The organism is Bacillus sp. FSL R5-0434 (assembly GCF_038004745.1).
GTDB classification, from domain to species: Bacteria; Bacillota; Bacilli; order Bacillales; family Bacillaceae; genus Bacillus; species Bacillus halotolerans.
Genome location: NZ_JBBORV010000001.1, coordinates 2,707,931 through 2,724,001, shown reverse-complemented (window position 1 = coordinate 2,724,001; position 16,071 = coordinate 2,707,931). Strand labels below are relative to the sequence as shown.

Sequence of the window (16,071 nt, the reverse complement as noted above, 5' to 3'; positions counted from 1 at the left end):
CAGTACAATGCTGGATGGTTTTTTTGTGTGATAAGCAATCGAGAAAGTTGTCTGCAGAAGGAAAAAACGTAGCAGATTGCTAATGTAAAATGCTGCCTAGATAGCAGAAGGTGAATTGTAACCACAAAAAAAGATAGATAAGACAGAAACATAATCCCGCACTTATCTATCCTTTATATTTCACAATTCCTTTGTCATAAACACGCTGTTCGGATCTTCTATATAGTCTGCAAACGGCTGGCAATACCGAAAACCGAAGCTTTCATAAAGTTTTCTTGCCGGCTCGAAAGAAGTCATTGACCCCGTTTCCAAACTCAATCGCTGATAGCCGCGCCGCTTGGCTTCTACTATAAGGTGCTGAAGAACCTTGCTGGCAACGCCCTTTCTTAAATGGGAAGAAGAGGTTCGCATCGACTTAATTTCTCCATGCCGGCTGTCCAGTTCCTTAAGTGCTCCGCAGCCGGCTAATTCATTGCCGTCCCAAGCGCTCCAAAATGTAATCTCAGGTTTTTTCAGCCTTTCTATGTCCAGGGCATGAATACTTTCAGCCGGAGACATGAGAGTCATGCTATGTAAATGCTCACTCACTAATTCGATCACTTGATGTTCGGTCAAATCATCTACTTTAATATGCAAAATGAATTCCTCCTCAAAAACCGTCACTCTGAACAGACTTATCATTTATCTTAAAATATATCCTTTTTGCTTCCAAATAGTAAGATAGGAAACCTCACAGTCTATTAACTTTATTAAAGATGAATAAATTAACAAGTGCCGAACATAGATGTTCGGCACCTCATGATATTTTAATATCGAAATCCTCCGTGTACTCCAGATGCTCCGCCGAATCCTCCGGCGTGCGTTGCGGGAATACTGAAACCGCCGCCATGGCCGCTATAGCCGGCACCTGAAAATTGCTGCCCGTAAAATCCTGAAGCATATGGAAATGAGGAGTACATAGCAGAGGGGGTGCTTAGCGGGCTGTATGCCTGGCTGTACGGCTGTCCGTATCCAAAGCCTCCAAATGGCTGATGGCCTTGCTGATAAAAGCTGGGAGCTGCCGGATAAAATGGCTGGGGAAAGTTTGGAAAACCCCCGGGAAATCCTTGGATGTCTGCAAATGATTTATTCATCGTATCACCTTTTCTTTGCAAGATAACACCAGTGTATGACGAAAAATAATGAAAGAGCCTATCCGAACTGAAATCGTTTTTTTGCGAGAAGATCTTTCATATAGACGTTTCATCGAAACAATAACACGTCATATTATGTGACATATTTATATGAAATTGAAAAATTCGAGTGTAAACTTGATAGATTAATAAAAAAATTACAAAAACTTTTATCTTTTGAAATTCCTTATATACCAATAATGAAAGCGTATACAGTATAGTTTGATTAATCTAAATTGTCTAATAATTTTAAAAAATGCTGTTGACACTGCGTCCAAAGCGGCGTAATATGAGTTCAACAAAAGATAAACGCAAGTTTCACAAGCACAAATGATTGCAATATGATTCTGAAAAATAAAAAACAAACGATCTTCTTGGACGGCAGAATAGATGTTCAAGAGACTGAATATGAAAAGCGCAGATGAGGATAAGTAGCCTTGAAAAAGCTTTCCACAGAGAACCGGATTAGCTGAGAACCGGCGAAGCTTTACAAGGTGAACTCGCCTCAGAGTGCCAGTCTGAAATCACAGTAGGACTTGGCCGGGTGAACGATGATGTTTACTCGTTATTAAAACGGATAGGAATATCCATGAGACGGCCGCATGAAAGGCCGTAAACAAGGGTGGTACCGCGGAAAGAAGAGCCTTTTCGCCCCTTTTGGCTATCGCATTCAATGCGCGGCTGATTGTGGGCGGAAGGGCTTTTTTTATTGAATAATCAGCTATAAAGCTAATAAATGATGATCTTTAGAGGATGAAAATCCAAAAGGAGGAACTAAAAATGGGGACTAATGTACAGGTGGATTCAGCATCTGCCAAATGTACACAGACGATGAGCGGAGCGTTAATGCTGATTGAATCATTAAAGAAAGAAAAAGTAGAAATGATATTCGGCTATCCGGGCGGAGCTGTACTTCCGATCTACGATAAGCTGTACAATTCGGGAATGGTACATATCCTTCCCCGGCACGAGCAAGGCGCCATTCATGCAGCAGAAGGATACGCGAGAGTTTCTGGAAAACCAGGGGTCGTTATTGCGACATCAGGCCCGGGAGCGACAAACCTTGTTACTGGACTTGCGGATGCCATGATTGATTCACTGCCTTTAGTCGTCTTTACAGGGCAGGTGGCAACCTCCGTTATCGGCAGCGATGCTTTTCAGGAAGCGGACATTTTGGGAATTACAATGCCGGTTACAAAACACAGCTATCAGGTCCGCCAGCCGGAAGATCTGCCGCGCATCATTAAAGAAGCATTCCATATTGCGACAACGGGAAGACCGGGACCTGTACTAATCGATATTCCGAAAGATGTTGCAACAATTGAAGGAGAATTCAGTTATGATCACGAGATGAATCTCCCGGGATATCAGCCGACAACGGAGCCGAATTATTTGCAGATCCGCAAGCTTGTGGAAGCCGTAAGCAGCGCAAAGAAACCGGTTATCCTAGCGGGTGCGGGCGTATTGCACGGAAAAGCGTCAGAAGAATTAAAAAATTATGCCGAGCAGCAGCAAATTCCAGTTGTGCACACGCTTTTAGGACTTGGGGGTTTCCCGGCAGACCATCCGCTTTTCTTGGGGATGGCGGGTATGCACGGCACTTATACAGCGAACATGGCCCTTCATGACTGTGATCTTTTAATCAGTATCGGCGCCCGTTTTGATGACCGCGTCACAGGAAACCTGAAACATTTTGCGAGAAACGCAAAGATTGCCCACATTGATATTGATCCGGCTGAAATCGGAAAAATCATGAAAACACAGATTCCGGTTGTCGGCGACAGCAAAGTTGTCCTGCAAGAGCTGATCAAACAAAACGGCAAACAAGGCGATTCAAGCGAATGGAAAAAACAGCTTGCCGAGTGGAAAGAAGAGTATCCGCTCTGGTATGTAGACAATGAAGAAGAAGGCTTTAAACCTCAAAAACTGATTGAATACATTCATCAATTTACAAAAGGGGAAGCCATTGTCGCAACGGATGTCGGCCAGCATCAAATGTGGTCAGCGCAATTTTATCCGTTCCAAAAGGCAGATAAATGGGTGACATCAGGCGGTCTTGGAACAATGGGTTTCGGCCTTCCGGCAGCGATCGGCGCACAGCTGGCCGATAAAGATGCAACCGTGGTGGCGGTGCTTGGAGACGGCGGTTTTCAAATGACGCTACAGGAACTTGATGTTATTCGCGAATTGAATCTGCCGGTTAAAGTTGTGATCTTAAATAACGCTTGTCTCGGAATGGTAAGACAGTGGCAGGAGATTTTCTATGAAGAGCGTTATTCAGAGTCTAAATTCGCTTCACAGCCGGACTTTGTCAAATTGTCAGAAGCATACGGCATTAAAGGCATCAGAATCTCCTCTGATGCAGAAGCGAAGGAAAAGCTGGAAGAGGCATTGACATCAAAAGAACCGGTTGTCATTGACGTTCGGGTCGCCAGCGAAGAAAAAGTATTCCCGATGGTGGCTCCGGGGAAAGGGCTGCATGAAATGGTGGGGGTGAAACCTTGAAAAGAATTATCACATTGACTGTGGTGAACCGCTCCGGCGTGTTAAATCGGATCACCGGTCTATTTACAAAAAGACACTACAACATTGAAAGCATTACAGTTGGACACACAGAAACAAGCGGTGTTTCCAGAATTACCTTTGTCGTTCACGTTGAAGGAGAAAATGATGTTGAACAGCTGACAAAACAGCTTAACAAACAAATTGATGTACTGAAAGTCACTGACATCACAAATCAATCAATTGTCCAAAGGGAGCTGGCCTTAATCAAGGTCGTTTCCGCACCGTCAACGAGGACAGAGATTCACGGAATGATAGAGCCGTTCAGAGCTTCTGTCGTTGATGTCAGCAGAGACAGCATCGTTGTACAGGTGACTGGCGAATCTAACAAAATTGAAGCGCTGATTGAATTACTAAAACCGTATGGAATCAAAGAAATTGCGAGAACAGGTACAACGGCTTTTGCGAGGGGCACTCAGCAAAAGTCGTCATCCAATAAAACAATATCTATTGTATAAAACAAAACAAGGGAGAGATTGAAATGGTAAAAGTATATTATAACGGTGATATCAAAGAGAACGTATTGGCTGGAAAAACAGTAGCGATTATCGGTTATGGCTCACAAGGGCATGCACACGCGCTGAACCTGAAAGAAAGCGGAATTGACGTGATTGTCGGTGTCAGACAAGGAAAATCTTTCACTCAGGCGCAAGAAGACGGACATCGAGTATTTTCAGTAAAAGAAGCTGCGGCTCAAGCTGAGATCATTATGGTTCTTCTTCCGGATGAACAGCAGCAAAAAGTATATGAAGCTGAAATCAAAGATGAGCTGACTGCAGGCAAATCATTGGTCTTCGCTCACGGATTTAACGTTCATTTCCACCAAATTGTTCCACCGGCAGATGTTGACGTATTTTTGGTAGCGCCTAAAGGTCCTGGACATTTGGTTAGAAGAACATATGAGCAAGGAGCAGGCGTACCGGCGTTGTTCGCGATCTATCAAGATGTGACAGGTGAAGCGAAAGATAAAGCTTTGGCATACGCAAAAGGAATCGGCGGAGCAAGAGCAGGCGTTTTGGAAACGACATTTAAAGAAGAAACAGAAACGGATCTGTTCGGTGAGCAAGCTGTACTTTGCGGAGGATTAACTTCCCTTGTAAAAGCTGGATTTGAAACATTAACTGAAGCTGGTTATCAGCCGGAACTTGCATACTTTGAATGTCTTCATGAGCTGAAATTGATCGTTGACCTTATGTATGAAGAAGGCTTGGAAGGCATGAGATACTCTATTTCTGATACTGCTCAATGGGGAGATTTCGTATCCGGGCCGCGTGTTGTAGACGCAAAAGTAAAAGAATCAATGAAAGAAGTCTTAAAAGACATCCAAGACGGAGCATTTGCAAAAGAATGGATCGTAGAAAACCAAGTAAACCGTCCTCGTTTCAACGCAATCAATACGAGCGAAAACGAACATCAAATCGAAGTGGTGGGAAGAAAGCTTCGTGAAATGATGCCGTTTGTCAAACAAGGCAAGAAGAAGGAAGCGGTGGTCTCCGTTGCGCAAAATTAATTTTTTCGATACGACGCTTCGTGATGGTGAACAATCCCCTGGAGTAAACTTAAATACACAGGAGAAACTTGCCATAGCAAAGCAGCTCGAAAGACTCGGGGCAGATATCATTGAAGCGGGATTTCCCGCTTCGTCCCGAGGTGACTTTTTAGCTGTGCAGGAAATCGCAAGAACCATAAAAAATTGTTCTGTGACAGGTCTTGCCCGCTGTGTAAAAGGTGATATTGATGCTGCATGGGAAGCGTTAAAAGACGGTGCTCAGCCAAGAATTCACGTATTCATTGCCACATCGGACATTCATTTAAAACACAAGCTGAAAATGACGCGTGAACAGGTCATCGAAAGAGCGGTTGAAATGGTGAAATACGCAAAAGAGCGATTCCCGATTGTTCAATGGTCTGCTGAAGATGCCTGCCGAACTGAACTGCCGTTTTTAGCGGAAATCGTAGAAAAAGTGATTGACGCAGGGGCTAGTGTCATCAACCTTCCGGATACAGTCGGCTATTTGGCTCCGGCAGAATACGGGAATATCTTTAAATATATGAAAGAGAACGTTCCAAACATTCATCAAGCAAAGCTGTCAGCTCACTGCCACGATGATTTGGGAATGGCAGTCGCCAATTCTCTCTCAGCGATCGAAAATGGCGCCGATCAAATTGAATGTGCGATTAACGGAATTGGTGAAAGAGCCGGAAATGCTGCATTAGAGGAAATTGCAGTTGCCCTTCATATCAGAAAAGATTTCTATCAAGTCGAAACAGGCATTACGCTAAATGAAATAAAACGCACTAGTGATTTAGTAAGCAAGTTCACAGGTATGGCTGTTCCGCGAAATAAAGCGGTAGTGGGCGACAATGCATTTGCTCATGAATCAGGCATCCACCAGGACGGCTTCTTAAAAGAAAAATCAACATACGAAATTATTTCACCAGAGCTTGTCGGTGTAACGGCAGATGCGCTTGTCCTAGGCAAGCATTCAGGACGCCATGCATTTAAAGACCGGCTGACTGCATTGGGATTCCAATTTGATAGTGAAGAGATTAATAAGTTCTTTACGATGTTTAAAGAGTTAACTGAGAAGAAAAAAGAAATCACTGATGAGGATCTTGTCTCTCTTATTTTAGAAGAAAAAGTAACAGACCGCAAGATTGGGTATGAATTTCTTTCTCTGCAAGTCCATTATGGAACATCTCAGGTCCCTACGGCTACGGTTTCTTTGAAAAATCAAGAAAACGCCCAGCTTATTCAGGAAGCGGCAACAGGAGCCGGAAGCGTGGAAGCGATATACAATACCCTTGAACGCTGTATTGATAAAGATGTGGAGCTCTTAGACTACCGCATTCAGTCCAATAGAAAAGGCGAAGACGCATTTGCCCAGGTTTATGTAAGAGTAGTAGTAAACGGAAAAGAATCAGCAGGGCGGGGCATAGCGCAAGACGTATTAGAAGCTTCGGCGAAAGCCTATCTGAACGCTGTCAACCGTCAATTGGTTTTCCAGTCTAATATGAACGGACTGCAAAACCATACAGCTGTCGGATCATAAAAGAAAGGAGAACGGTTAATTTGAAGAAACGGATTGCTCTATTGCCCGGAGACGGGATCGGCCCCGAAGTATTAGAATCAGCGACAGACGTGCTGAAAAGTGTTGCCGAACGCTTCAGCCATGAATTTGAATTTGAATACGGCCTTATTGGAGGAGCGGCAATTGACGAACACAACGACCCTCTCCCAGAGGAAACCATTGCGATTTGTAAAAAGGCTGATGCTATTTTGCTTGGTGCTGTCGGCGGCCCGAAATGGGATCAAAACCCTTCGGAGCTGAGACCCGAAAAAGGTCTGCTCAGCATTAGAAAACAGCTTGACCTGTTTGCGAATTTACGGCCTGTGAAAGTGTTTGAAAGCCTTTCTGACGCTTCGCCTTTGAAAAAAGAATATATTGATAACGTTGATTTCGTTATCGTTCGTGAACTGACAGGCGGTTTGTATTTCGGCCAGCCGAGCAAACGCTATGTAAACAGTGAAGGTGAGCAAGAAGCGGTAGACACACTGTTTTATAAGAGGGAAGAAATTGAACGCGTGATCAGAGAGGGCTTTAAAATGGCGGCTGCCAGAAAAGGCAAGGTTACCTCTGTTGATAAAGCGAACGTTCTTGAATCAAGCAGGCTGTGGCGGGAAGTGGCTGAAGACGTCGCAAAAGACTATCCTGATGTGAAACTTGAGCATATGCTCGTTGATAACGCGGCTATGCAGCTGATTTATGCACCGAATCAATTTGATGTCGTGGTGACTGAAAATATGTTTGGTGACATTTTAAGTGACGAAGCGTCCATGCTAACAGGTTCTCTCGGAATGCTTCCGTCAGCCAGCTTATCAAGCTCAGGACTCCATCTGTTCGAGCCTGTACACGGCTCAGCACCTGACATAGCAGGGAAAGGGATGGCAAATCCATTCGCGGCTATATTATCAGCGGCAATGCTTTTGAGAACATCTTTCGGGCTTGAAGAAGAAGCGAAAGCTGTAGAAGATGCAGTCAATCAGGTTCTTACTTCCGGAAAAAGAACAAGAGACTTGGCAAGAGGCGAAGAATACAGCAGCACTCAGGCCATTACAGAGGAAGTAAAGACGGCATTGATGAGTGAAAATACAATTTCTAACGTGTGACAGCTTATGGTGTAAGCGGTCTTAGTTCATAGGTAGAGGGAGGAAATAAAGATGATGCCTCGAACGATCATCGAAAAGATTTGGGATCAGCATATTGTAAAACATGGTGAGGGAAAACCGGATCTTCTCTATATTGATTTGCATCTCATCCATGAAGTGACATCCCCTCAGGCATTTGAAGGGTTGAGACAAAAGGGAAGAAAGGTCAGAAGACCGCAAAATACATTCGCAACGATGGATCACAACATTCCAACCGTCAATCGCTTTGAGATAACGGATGAAGTTGCGAAACGCCAAGTGACAGCGCTTGAGCGGAACTGCGAAGAGTTTGGCGTACGCCTTGCCGATCTTCACAGCGTAGATCAGGGGATTGTCCATGTAGTCGGGCCCGAGCTTGGCTTAACGCTTCCGGGAAAAACGATCGTATGCGGCGACAGCCATACTTCCACTCACGGTGCATTCGGCGCCCTGGCATTTGGAATCGGAACGAGTGAGGTTGAGCATGTTCTTTCTACACAGACACTCTGGCAGCAGCGTCCGAAAACGCTTGAGGTGCGTGTAGACGGGACACTGCAAAAAGGGGTAACGGCAAAGGATGTCATTCTTGCTGTTATCGGTAAATACGGCGTGAAATTCGGCACCGGTTACGTTATTGAATACACTGGGGAAGTATTCAGAAACATGACGATGGATGAGCGGATGACCGTTTGCAACATGTCAATTGAAGCCGGAGCAAGAGCAGGTTTGATTGCGCCTGACGAAGTGACATTTGAATATTGCAAAAACCGCAAGTATACGCCAAAAGGAGAAGAATTTGATAAAGCCGTAGCAGAATGGAAAGCACTTCGCACTGATCCAGGCGCTGTTTACGATAAATCAATTGTGCTTGACGGCAATGACATTTCTCCTATGGTGACATGGGGGATCAACCCGGGAATGGTTCTTCCTGTCGATTCTGAAGTTCCGGCGCCGGAAAGCTTTTCAGCGGAAGATGACAAAAAAGAAGCGATTCGCGCTTATGAATATATGGGGCTGACTCCTCATCAGAAAATTGAAGACATCAAAGTGGAGCACGTATTTATCGGTTCCTGTACAAATTCACGCATGACTGACCTCCGCCAGGCTGCCGATATGATCAAAGGAAAAAAGGTGGCTGAAAGTGTTAGAGCAATCGTCGTGCCTGGATCTCAGAGCGTAAAACTTCAGGCTGAAAAGGAAGGGCTTCATCAGATCTTCTTAGACGCTGGATTTGAGTGGAGAGAATCAGGCTGCAGCATGTGTTTGAGCATGAATAATGACGTTGTTCCTGAAGGAGAGCGCTGTGCGTCAACCTCTAACCGCAACTTTGAGGGCAGACAAGGAAAAGGCGCGAAAACACATCTCGTCAGCCCTGCGATGGCTGCGATGGCCGCCATTCACGGCCATTTCGTGGATGTCAGAAAGTTTTATCAGGAAAAAACAGTTGTGTAAGGAGTGCACGAGATGGAACCTTTGAAAACACATACGGGGAAAGCGGCCGTATTAAATCGTATTAATGTCGATACAGACCAGATCATTCCGAAACAATTTCTGAAGAGAATTGAAAGAACGGGCTACGGCCGTTTTGCATTCTTTGACTGGAGATACGATGCGAATGGTGAACCGAACCCGGAATTTGAACTGAACCAGCCGGCTTATGAAGGGGCGTCCATTTTAATAGCGGGAGAAAACTTCGGCTGCGGGTCATCGCGTGAACACGCTCCGTGGGCGCTTGATGACTACGGCTTTAAAATCATTATCGCACCGTCATTTGCCGATATTTTCCACCAAAACTGCTTTAAAAACGGTATGCTGCCGATTCGCATGCCGTATGACAATTGGAAAAAGCTTGTCGGACAATACGAAAATCAGTCACTGCAAATGACAGTCGATCTTGAAAATCAGCTTATTCACGACAGCGAAAGCAATCAGATCTCATTCGAAGTCGATCCGCATTGGAAAGAAATGCTGATCAACGGCTATGATGAAATTTCATTAACGCTTTTACTTGAAGATGAAATTAAGCAATTTGAGTTGCAGAGAAGCTCTTGGCTTCAAGCTTAAAAAAGCTGCCCGGCAATTTGTCCGGCAGCTTTTTTTGCCTGGCAGAACCTTTCCTTTCTTGTTTTTGTGTACGGGTGTTGATACACTTGAACAAAATAAATGCCTGAAAGGAATATAGGTATGACGCATGACAAGAAAAACGCAAAAATTATTCCTTTTCCTCATTTGAAAGACCGTCTGGTGGAAAAAGGAATGTCCTCGCTGAAGGAGAAAAAGTATCAAGAGGCGCTGGAACTGTTTTCAGAAGCAATGAAATATGATGATACTGAATCAGATCTTCACTTGGGCATGGCCATTTGCTTTTTGGAGCTGGGCGAATTGGAAGAGGCAAAACGTGTATGCGAAAAGATGCTGAAAGAAGGATACGGCCAGTATTTTACAGTTTTACAAGTATACATGACGATCTTAATTCAGCTTAAGAAATACGAAGAAGTCAAAAGCACGATTGAGGCCGTCCTGGAGGAAAATCAGCTGCCTGCGGAAAGCGCCGAGCAATTTTATAAACTGCTTGATTTCAGCCGCAAAATGACCGATCCTGAGCGAGAAGACGAGGCTTGGGCCGAAGAGTATGAAGATGTGATCGACACGGAGAAAGTGTTAGCCAGCCCAGAGGAACAAATGAATTTGATCCATTCATTGAAAGACCGCAATGTAGCGAAGTATACGGGGCTGTTAAAAACAATTCTTGAAGATCCCGCTGCTCACCCGATTATCAAGACGATGATCGTGATGTTAATGGCGGAACACGATTACAGCAAACCGGTCCACATTACAAAATTCGGCGACTCCATGACAATCGAGCCGAGCGAGACTGTCCCGCCTGACGCCTCCCCGATTTTGCACCGCGTTCTCCGTGTGCTGGATGAAACGCTTGGGAATGAAAATCCAACCCTGTATGCAGCGGTAGAAGAACTGTGGAGAAGACATTTGTATGTTTTATATCCTTTTCAGCCTAAATTGCTGTCTGCCGATCTTTGGGCGGCGGCCCTGCATAAAGTCGGCTATGAAATGCATGGGATTGAGATTGAAAGAGAAGAGCTGCATATGATGTATGAGTTTACCGACAGAGAACTTGATGAAGCGTGCACAATGATTAAAGATATTGAAGAAATTTCTTATTTGTAAATCACGCCATATAGTTGAAAGCGGTATGTGTTATGTTATAATATAATGGTTGTATTTGTGTATAACGGGTTATAAGAAATACGGTTGGACAGGCTTTGCAGTTCATTATTAAAATGTATACATAATGATTCTGATCTTTGGCAGCTTCGTTTTTGATGGACGAAGCCGAATGATTGCTTTAGAATGGAAGACCGACACAACCTGAATAGATTTTTGGAGGGAAACACATGTCTGTAAAATGGGAAAAACAAGAAGGCAACGAAGGCGTTTTAACGGTTGAAGTTGATGCTGAAACATTTAAAACGGCACTTGATGATGCATTTAAAAAAGTAGTTAAGCAAGTTTCAATTCCTGGATTCCGTAAAGGGAAAATTCCTCGCGGTTTATTCGAACAGCGCTTTGGCGTAGAAGCTCTTTACCAAGATGCTTTGGATATTCTTCTTCCTGTAGAATACCCTAAAGCGGTTGAAGAAGCTGGAATCGAGCCTGTAGACCGTCCTGAAATCGATGTTGAAAAAATCGAAAAAGGCGAAAGCTTAATCTTCACTGCAAAAGTAACAGTGAAACCTGAAGTGAAGCTTGGCGAATACAAAGGCTTAGGCGTCGAAAAAGACGACACAGCTGTAACTGACGAAGATGTTCAAAACGAACTAAAAGGGCTTCAAGAGCGTCAAGCTGAGCTTGTTGTAAAAGAAGAAGGCGCTGTTGAAGAAGGAAACACAGTTGTTCTTGACTTCGAAGGATTCGTTGACGGCGAAGCATTCGAAGGCGGAAAAGCTGAAAACTATTCACTTGAAGTGGGTTCAGGTTCATTCATCCCTGGCTTCGAAGATCAGTTAGTTGGCCTTGAAGCAGGTGCTGAGAAGGATGTTGAAGTAACATTCCCTGAAGAGTACCACGCTGAAGATCTTGCCGGCAAACCAGCTGTCTTCAAAGTGAAAATTCACGAAATCAAAGCGAAAGAGCTTCCTGAGCTTGATGATGAATTCGCAAAAGATATCGATGAAGAAGTGGAAACACTTGCTGAATTGACTGAAAAAACGAAGAAACGTTTAGAAGAAGCAAAAGAAAACGAAGCTGACGCTAAATTGCGTGAAGAGCTTGTTCTGAAAGCTTCTGAAAACGCTGAAATCGATGTTCCTCAAGCGATGATCGACACTGAGCTTGACCGCATGCTGAAAGAATTCGAACAGCGTCTTCAAATGCAAGGCATGAACCTTGAGCTTTACACTCAATTCTCAGGCCAAGACGAAGCTGCGTTAAAAGAGCAAATGAAAGAAGATGCTGCAAAACGCGTAAAATCTAACCTGACTCTTGAGGCGATTGCGAAAGCGGAAAACCTTGAAGTAACAGATGAGGAAGTTGATGCTGAGCTTTCTAAAATGGCTGAAGCATACAACATGCCTGTTGAAAATATCAAACAAGCCATCGGTTCTACTGACGCGATGAAAGAAGATTTAAAAGTTCGCAAAGCAATTGATTTTCTTGTAGAAAACCGTTAATATGGTGCATAATAATAGTAATAATAAAACAGGGCGCGAATGATTCGTGCCTTGTTTTGTACAATTATGATATATCTCTTTTTCTTGGGGCAATATAGTTAATGCAGGCTGTTTTTTGTCATACATATAGAATGTGCAAGTCAGAAACACAATGTTACCGTCTTTTTGGAAAGTATGGTAAAATGCAATACATACTCGTTTCGTTTCAAGAATCATTTTCTTTTGCTCTGCCGGTAAAAGAAAAAGTGAGACAAGATTAAGGGGTGAAAGAATGTTTAAATTCAACGAGGAAAAAGGACAATTAAAATGCTCGTTCTGTGGAAAAACACAAGATCAGGTTCGTAAGCTTGTAGCTGGACCTGGTGTATATATATGTGACGAATGTATCGAACTCTGCACTGAAATTGTGGAGGAAGAACTCGGAACAGAAGAAGAAGTAGAATTTAAAGATGTGCCGAAGCCGCAGGAAATTCGTGAAATTCTGAATGAATATGTAATCGGTCAGGATCAGGCGAAGAAATCACTAGCTGTTGCGGTGTATAACCACTACAAACGCATCAACTCCAACAGCAAAGTGGACGATGTCGAGCTTTCGAAAAGTAACATTTCATTAATCGGCCCGACAGGAAGCGGTAAAACCCTTCTTGCGCAAACTTTAGCCCGTATTTTAAATGTGCCGTTTGCGATTGCTGACGCTACGTCCCTGACAGAAGCTGGATATGTAGGTGAAGATGTAGAGAATATTCTCTTGAAACTCATCCAAGCTGCTGACTACGACGTGGAAAAAGCGGAAAAAGGCATTATTTATATTGATGAAATCGATAAAGTGGCAAGAAAGTCTGAAAACCCGTCTATTACACGTGATGTGTCAGGTGAAGGCGTGCAGCAGGCATTGCTAAAAATTCTTGAAGGAACTGTGGCGAGCGTGCCGCCTCAAGGTGGACGTAAGCACCCTCATCAAGAGTTTATTCAAATTGATACAACAAACATTTTGTTCATTTGCGGCGGTGCCTTCGATGGTATCGAACAAATCATCAAACGCCGTTTAGGACAAAAAGTGATTGGCTTCGGTTCAGATAATAAGGCTGCAGATCTGGAGAAAGAAGACCTTCTTTCAAAAGTGCTTCCAGAAGACTTGCTCCGTTTCGGATTAATTCCGGAATTCATCGGACGTCTTCCGGTTATTGCAAGCCTTGAAAAGCTTGACGAAGAAGCGTTGGTTGCGATCTTAACGAAACCGAAAAACGCTCTTGTGAAGCAATTCAAGAAAATGCTTGAGCTTGATAATGTTGAGCTTGAGTTTGAAGAAGAAGCGCTGTCTGAAATTGCTAAAAAAGCAATTGAGCGTAAGACAGGAGCACGCGGACTCCGTTCCATCATTGAAGGCATTATGCTTGATGTGATGTTTGACCTGCCTTCCCGTGATGACATTGAAAAATGTGTGATTACTGGGGCGACTGTAACGCATGGAGAACCGCCTCGCCTTTTGTTAAAGGACGGTACTGAGGTTAGCCAAGATAAAACGTCTGCTTAAAAATGAAAATGAACCTCCTGAGTGGTAACATTCAGGAGGTTTTTTTGTTGTGTAAACTCTTCCGGAAAACGTTTATTCCCCTCTTTTGTGGGAGATACTAGCAATCAGAGGAATGAATTGGATACATAAATTGTTTTTCAGGAGGGACCACCATGAGTTGGACAGGGATCGCATTATTTATTCAGCTGTTTTTTGGGATTATCATTGGTTTGTATTTTTGGAATTTGCTTAAAAATCAAAGGACACAAAAAGTCACGATAGATAAGGAATCAAAGAAGGAAATGGAGCAGCTTCGCAAAATGCGGGCTATCAGCCTGTCCGAACCGTTATCTGAAAAGGTGCGCCCTAAAAGCTTTCAAGATATCGTCGGTCAGGAAGACGGGATTAAAGCGTTAAAAGCTGCGTTGTGCGGACCGAATCCCCAGCACGTCATTGTCTATGGACCGCCGGGAGTCGGAAAAACAGCTGCTGCAAGGCTTGTGTTAGAGGAAGCCAAAAAACATAAGCAATCACCTTTTAAAGAGCAGGCTGTTTTTGTGGAACTCGATGCGACAACGGCTCGATTTGATGAAAGAGGAATTGCCGATCCGCTCATTGGTTCTGTACATGATCCGATATACCAAGGGGCCGGAGCGATGGGACAGGCGGGTATTCCGCAGCCGAAGCAGGGGGCTGTCACGCATGCCCACGGCGGTGTATTGTTTATTGATGAAATTGGGGAGCTACACCCTATTCAAATGAATAAAATGCTGAAGGTGCTTGAGGACCGGAAAGTCTTTTTAGACAGCGCTTATTACAGCGAAGAAAATACACAAATACCGAACCATATTCACGACATTTTTCAAAATGGGCTTCCAGCTGATTTTCGTTTGATCGGTGCGACAACGAGAATGCCTAATGAAATCCCTCCGGCAATCCGATCCCGCTGTTTAGAGGTATTTTTCCGCGAGCTTGAGAAAGATGAGCTGAAATCAGTTGCCAAAACAGCAGTGGATAAGATTGAAAAGAATATTTCTGAAGAGGGGCTTGATTTGCTGACCAGCTATACGCGGAACGGCCGGGAAGCCGTCAATATGATTCAAATCGCGGCGGGAATGGCGGTGACCGAAGATCGGAAGGACATCACCATTGAGGATATAGAATGGGTGATTCATTCCAGCCAGCTTACCCCTAAGCACGAGCAGAAAATCGGCACTGCACCGCAAATCGGCATTGTAAACGGACTCGCAGTGTATGGCCCTAACAGCGGTTCGCTGCTGGAAATCGAAGTGAACGTAACACCGGCTCAGGATAAAGGTTCAATTAACATTACCGGAATAGCAGAAGAAGAAAGCATCGGCAGCCAATCAAAATCAATTCGCCGGAAAAGCATGGCAAAGGGCTCGGTTGAGAATGTGCTAACCGTACTGCGTACAATGGGAATGAAGCCTTCAGACTATGATATCCACATTAATTTTCCCGGCGGCATTCCGATTGATGGGCCGTCGGCTGGTATTGCCATGGCGGCGGGAATTTTTTCAGCCGTTCATAAAATTCCCATCGATAACACGGTTGCCATGACAGGCGAGATCAGCCTAAACGGACTTGTAAAACCGATTGGAGGCGTGATCCCGAAAATTAAAGCGGCAAAACAGTCCGGTGCCAAAAAAGTTATTATCCCGCATGAAAATCAGCAATCGATCTTAAAACAGATTGAAGGGATCAAAATTGTGGCGGTGAAAACGTTCCAGGAAGTGCTTGATGAAATTTTAGTGAACCCGCCTACTGAACAAAAACCGTTTAACATGCAAATGAATAAAGAATCGGTCTGACCCTATTTTAAAAATAGGGTTTTTTTCATGAAGGACATCTTTTCCTTTTTCAGATCAGAAAGAAAGGGTATACTACGAGGAGACTGTGTTATAGAAAATGAAACCATGCCGT

At 44.0% G+C, this 16,071-nt stretch carries 13 protein-coding genes and 1 other annotated feature; of the genes, 11 read left to right on the top strand and 2 right to left on the bottom strand.

What is annotated here, in order from left to right:
* Window positions 1-180: 180 nt before the first annotated feature.
* Together NYE43_RS14060 and cotQ are read right to left on the bottom strand one after the other, a co-directional pair.
* Window positions 181-636: a GNAT family N-acetyltransferase gene (locus NYE43_RS14060; protein WP_341062123.1), complete on the bottom strand. Its 456-nt coding sequence runs from the start codon at window positions 634-636 to the stop codon at window positions 181-183.
* A 170-nt stretch (window positions 637-806) separates the two neighbouring features.
* Complete coding sequence (cotQ, locus tag NYE43_RS14055; protein ID WP_024122387.1) at window positions 807-1,133, bottom strand: inner spore coat protein CotQ; 327 nt, start codon at window positions 1,131-1,133, stop codon at window positions 807-809.
* Between the two features lie 448 nt (window positions 1,134-1,581).
* Window positions 1,582-1,831 (top strand) — a binding site (T-box leader).
* Window positions 1,832-1,952: 121 nt separating this feature from the next.
* On the opposite strand from cotQ, the gene ilvB reads away from it, so the two are divergent.
* The 11 genes from ilvB to lonB all read left to right on the top strand — a co-directional run bounded on the left by ilvB (window position 1,953) and on the right by lonB (window position 15,959).
* A complete protein-coding gene (gene ilvB / locus NYE43_RS14050) occupies window positions 1,953-3,677 on the top strand; it encodes an acetolactate synthase large subunit (RefSeq protein ID WP_101861318.1) in 1,725 nt (574 codons plus the stop codon).
* Window positions 3,674-4,192, top strand: coding sequence for an acetolactate synthase small subunit (gene ilvN / locus NYE43_RS14045; RefSeq protein ID WP_024122385.1), 519 nt, complete (start codon window positions 3,674-3,676; stop codon window positions 4,190-4,192). Before ilvB ends, ilvN begins: the two co-directional genes overlap by 4 nt.
* Window positions 4,193-4,215: 23 nt before the next feature.
* Window positions 4,216-5,244, top strand: coding sequence for a ketol-acid reductoisomerase (gene ilvC, locus NYE43_RS14040; RefSeq protein WP_341062122.1), 1,029 nt, complete (start codon window positions 4,216-4,218; stop codon window positions 5,242-5,244).
* Window positions 5,231-6,787: a 2-isopropylmalate synthase gene (locus tag NYE43_RS14035; RefSeq protein ID WP_024122383.1), complete on the top strand. Its 1,557-nt coding sequence runs from the start codon at window positions 5,231-5,233 to the stop codon at window positions 6,785-6,787. The genes ilvC and NYE43_RS14035 overlap by 14 nt, the downstream gene beginning before the upstream one ends.
* A 20-nt stretch (window positions 6,788-6,807) precedes the next feature.
* Window positions 6,808-7,905: a 3-isopropylmalate dehydrogenase gene (gene leuB / locus NYE43_RS14030; protein WP_024122382.1), complete on the top strand. Its 1,098-nt coding sequence runs from the start codon at window positions 6,808-6,810 to the stop codon at window positions 7,903-7,905.
* Between the two features lie 51 nt (window positions 7,906-7,956).
* Window positions 7,957-9,375: a 3-isopropylmalate dehydratase large subunit gene (gene leuC / locus NYE43_RS14025; protein ID WP_106020211.1), complete on the top strand. Its 1,419-nt coding sequence runs from the start codon at window positions 7,957-7,959 to the stop codon at window positions 9,373-9,375.
* Window positions 9,376-9,387: 12 nt separating this feature from the next.
* On the top strand, window positions 9,388-9,987 hold the full coding sequence (gene leuD / locus NYE43_RS14020; protein WP_326365727.1) for a 3-isopropylmalate dehydratase small subunit: 600 nt from the start codon (window positions 9,388-9,390) through the stop codon (window positions 9,985-9,987).
* 120 nt (window positions 9,988-10,107) lie between these two features.
* A complete protein-coding gene (ddcA, locus tag NYE43_RS14015; protein ID WP_024122379.1) occupies window positions 10,108-11,112 on the top strand; it encodes a DNA damage checkpoint antagonist DdcA in 1,005 nt (334 codons plus the stop codon).
* Between the two features lie 227 nt (window positions 11,113-11,339).
* Window positions 11,340-12,614: a trigger factor gene (tig, locus tag NYE43_RS14010; protein WP_024122378.1), complete on the top strand. Its 1,275-nt coding sequence runs from the start codon at window positions 11,340-11,342 to the stop codon at window positions 12,612-12,614.
* Between the two features lie 271 nt (window positions 12,615-12,885).
* On the top strand, window positions 12,886-14,148 hold the full coding sequence (gene clpX / locus NYE43_RS14005) for an ATP-dependent protease ATP-binding subunit ClpX (protein WP_024122377.1): 1,263 nt from the start codon (window positions 12,886-12,888) through the stop codon (window positions 14,146-14,148).
* A gap of 152 nt (window positions 14,149-14,300) precedes the next feature.
* Complete coding sequence (lonB, locus tag NYE43_RS14000; RefSeq protein WP_024122376.1) at window positions 14,301-15,959, top strand: ATP-dependent protease LonB; 1,659 nt, start codon at window positions 14,301-14,303, stop codon at window positions 15,957-15,959.
* Window positions 15,960-16,071 lie beyond the last annotated feature (112 nt).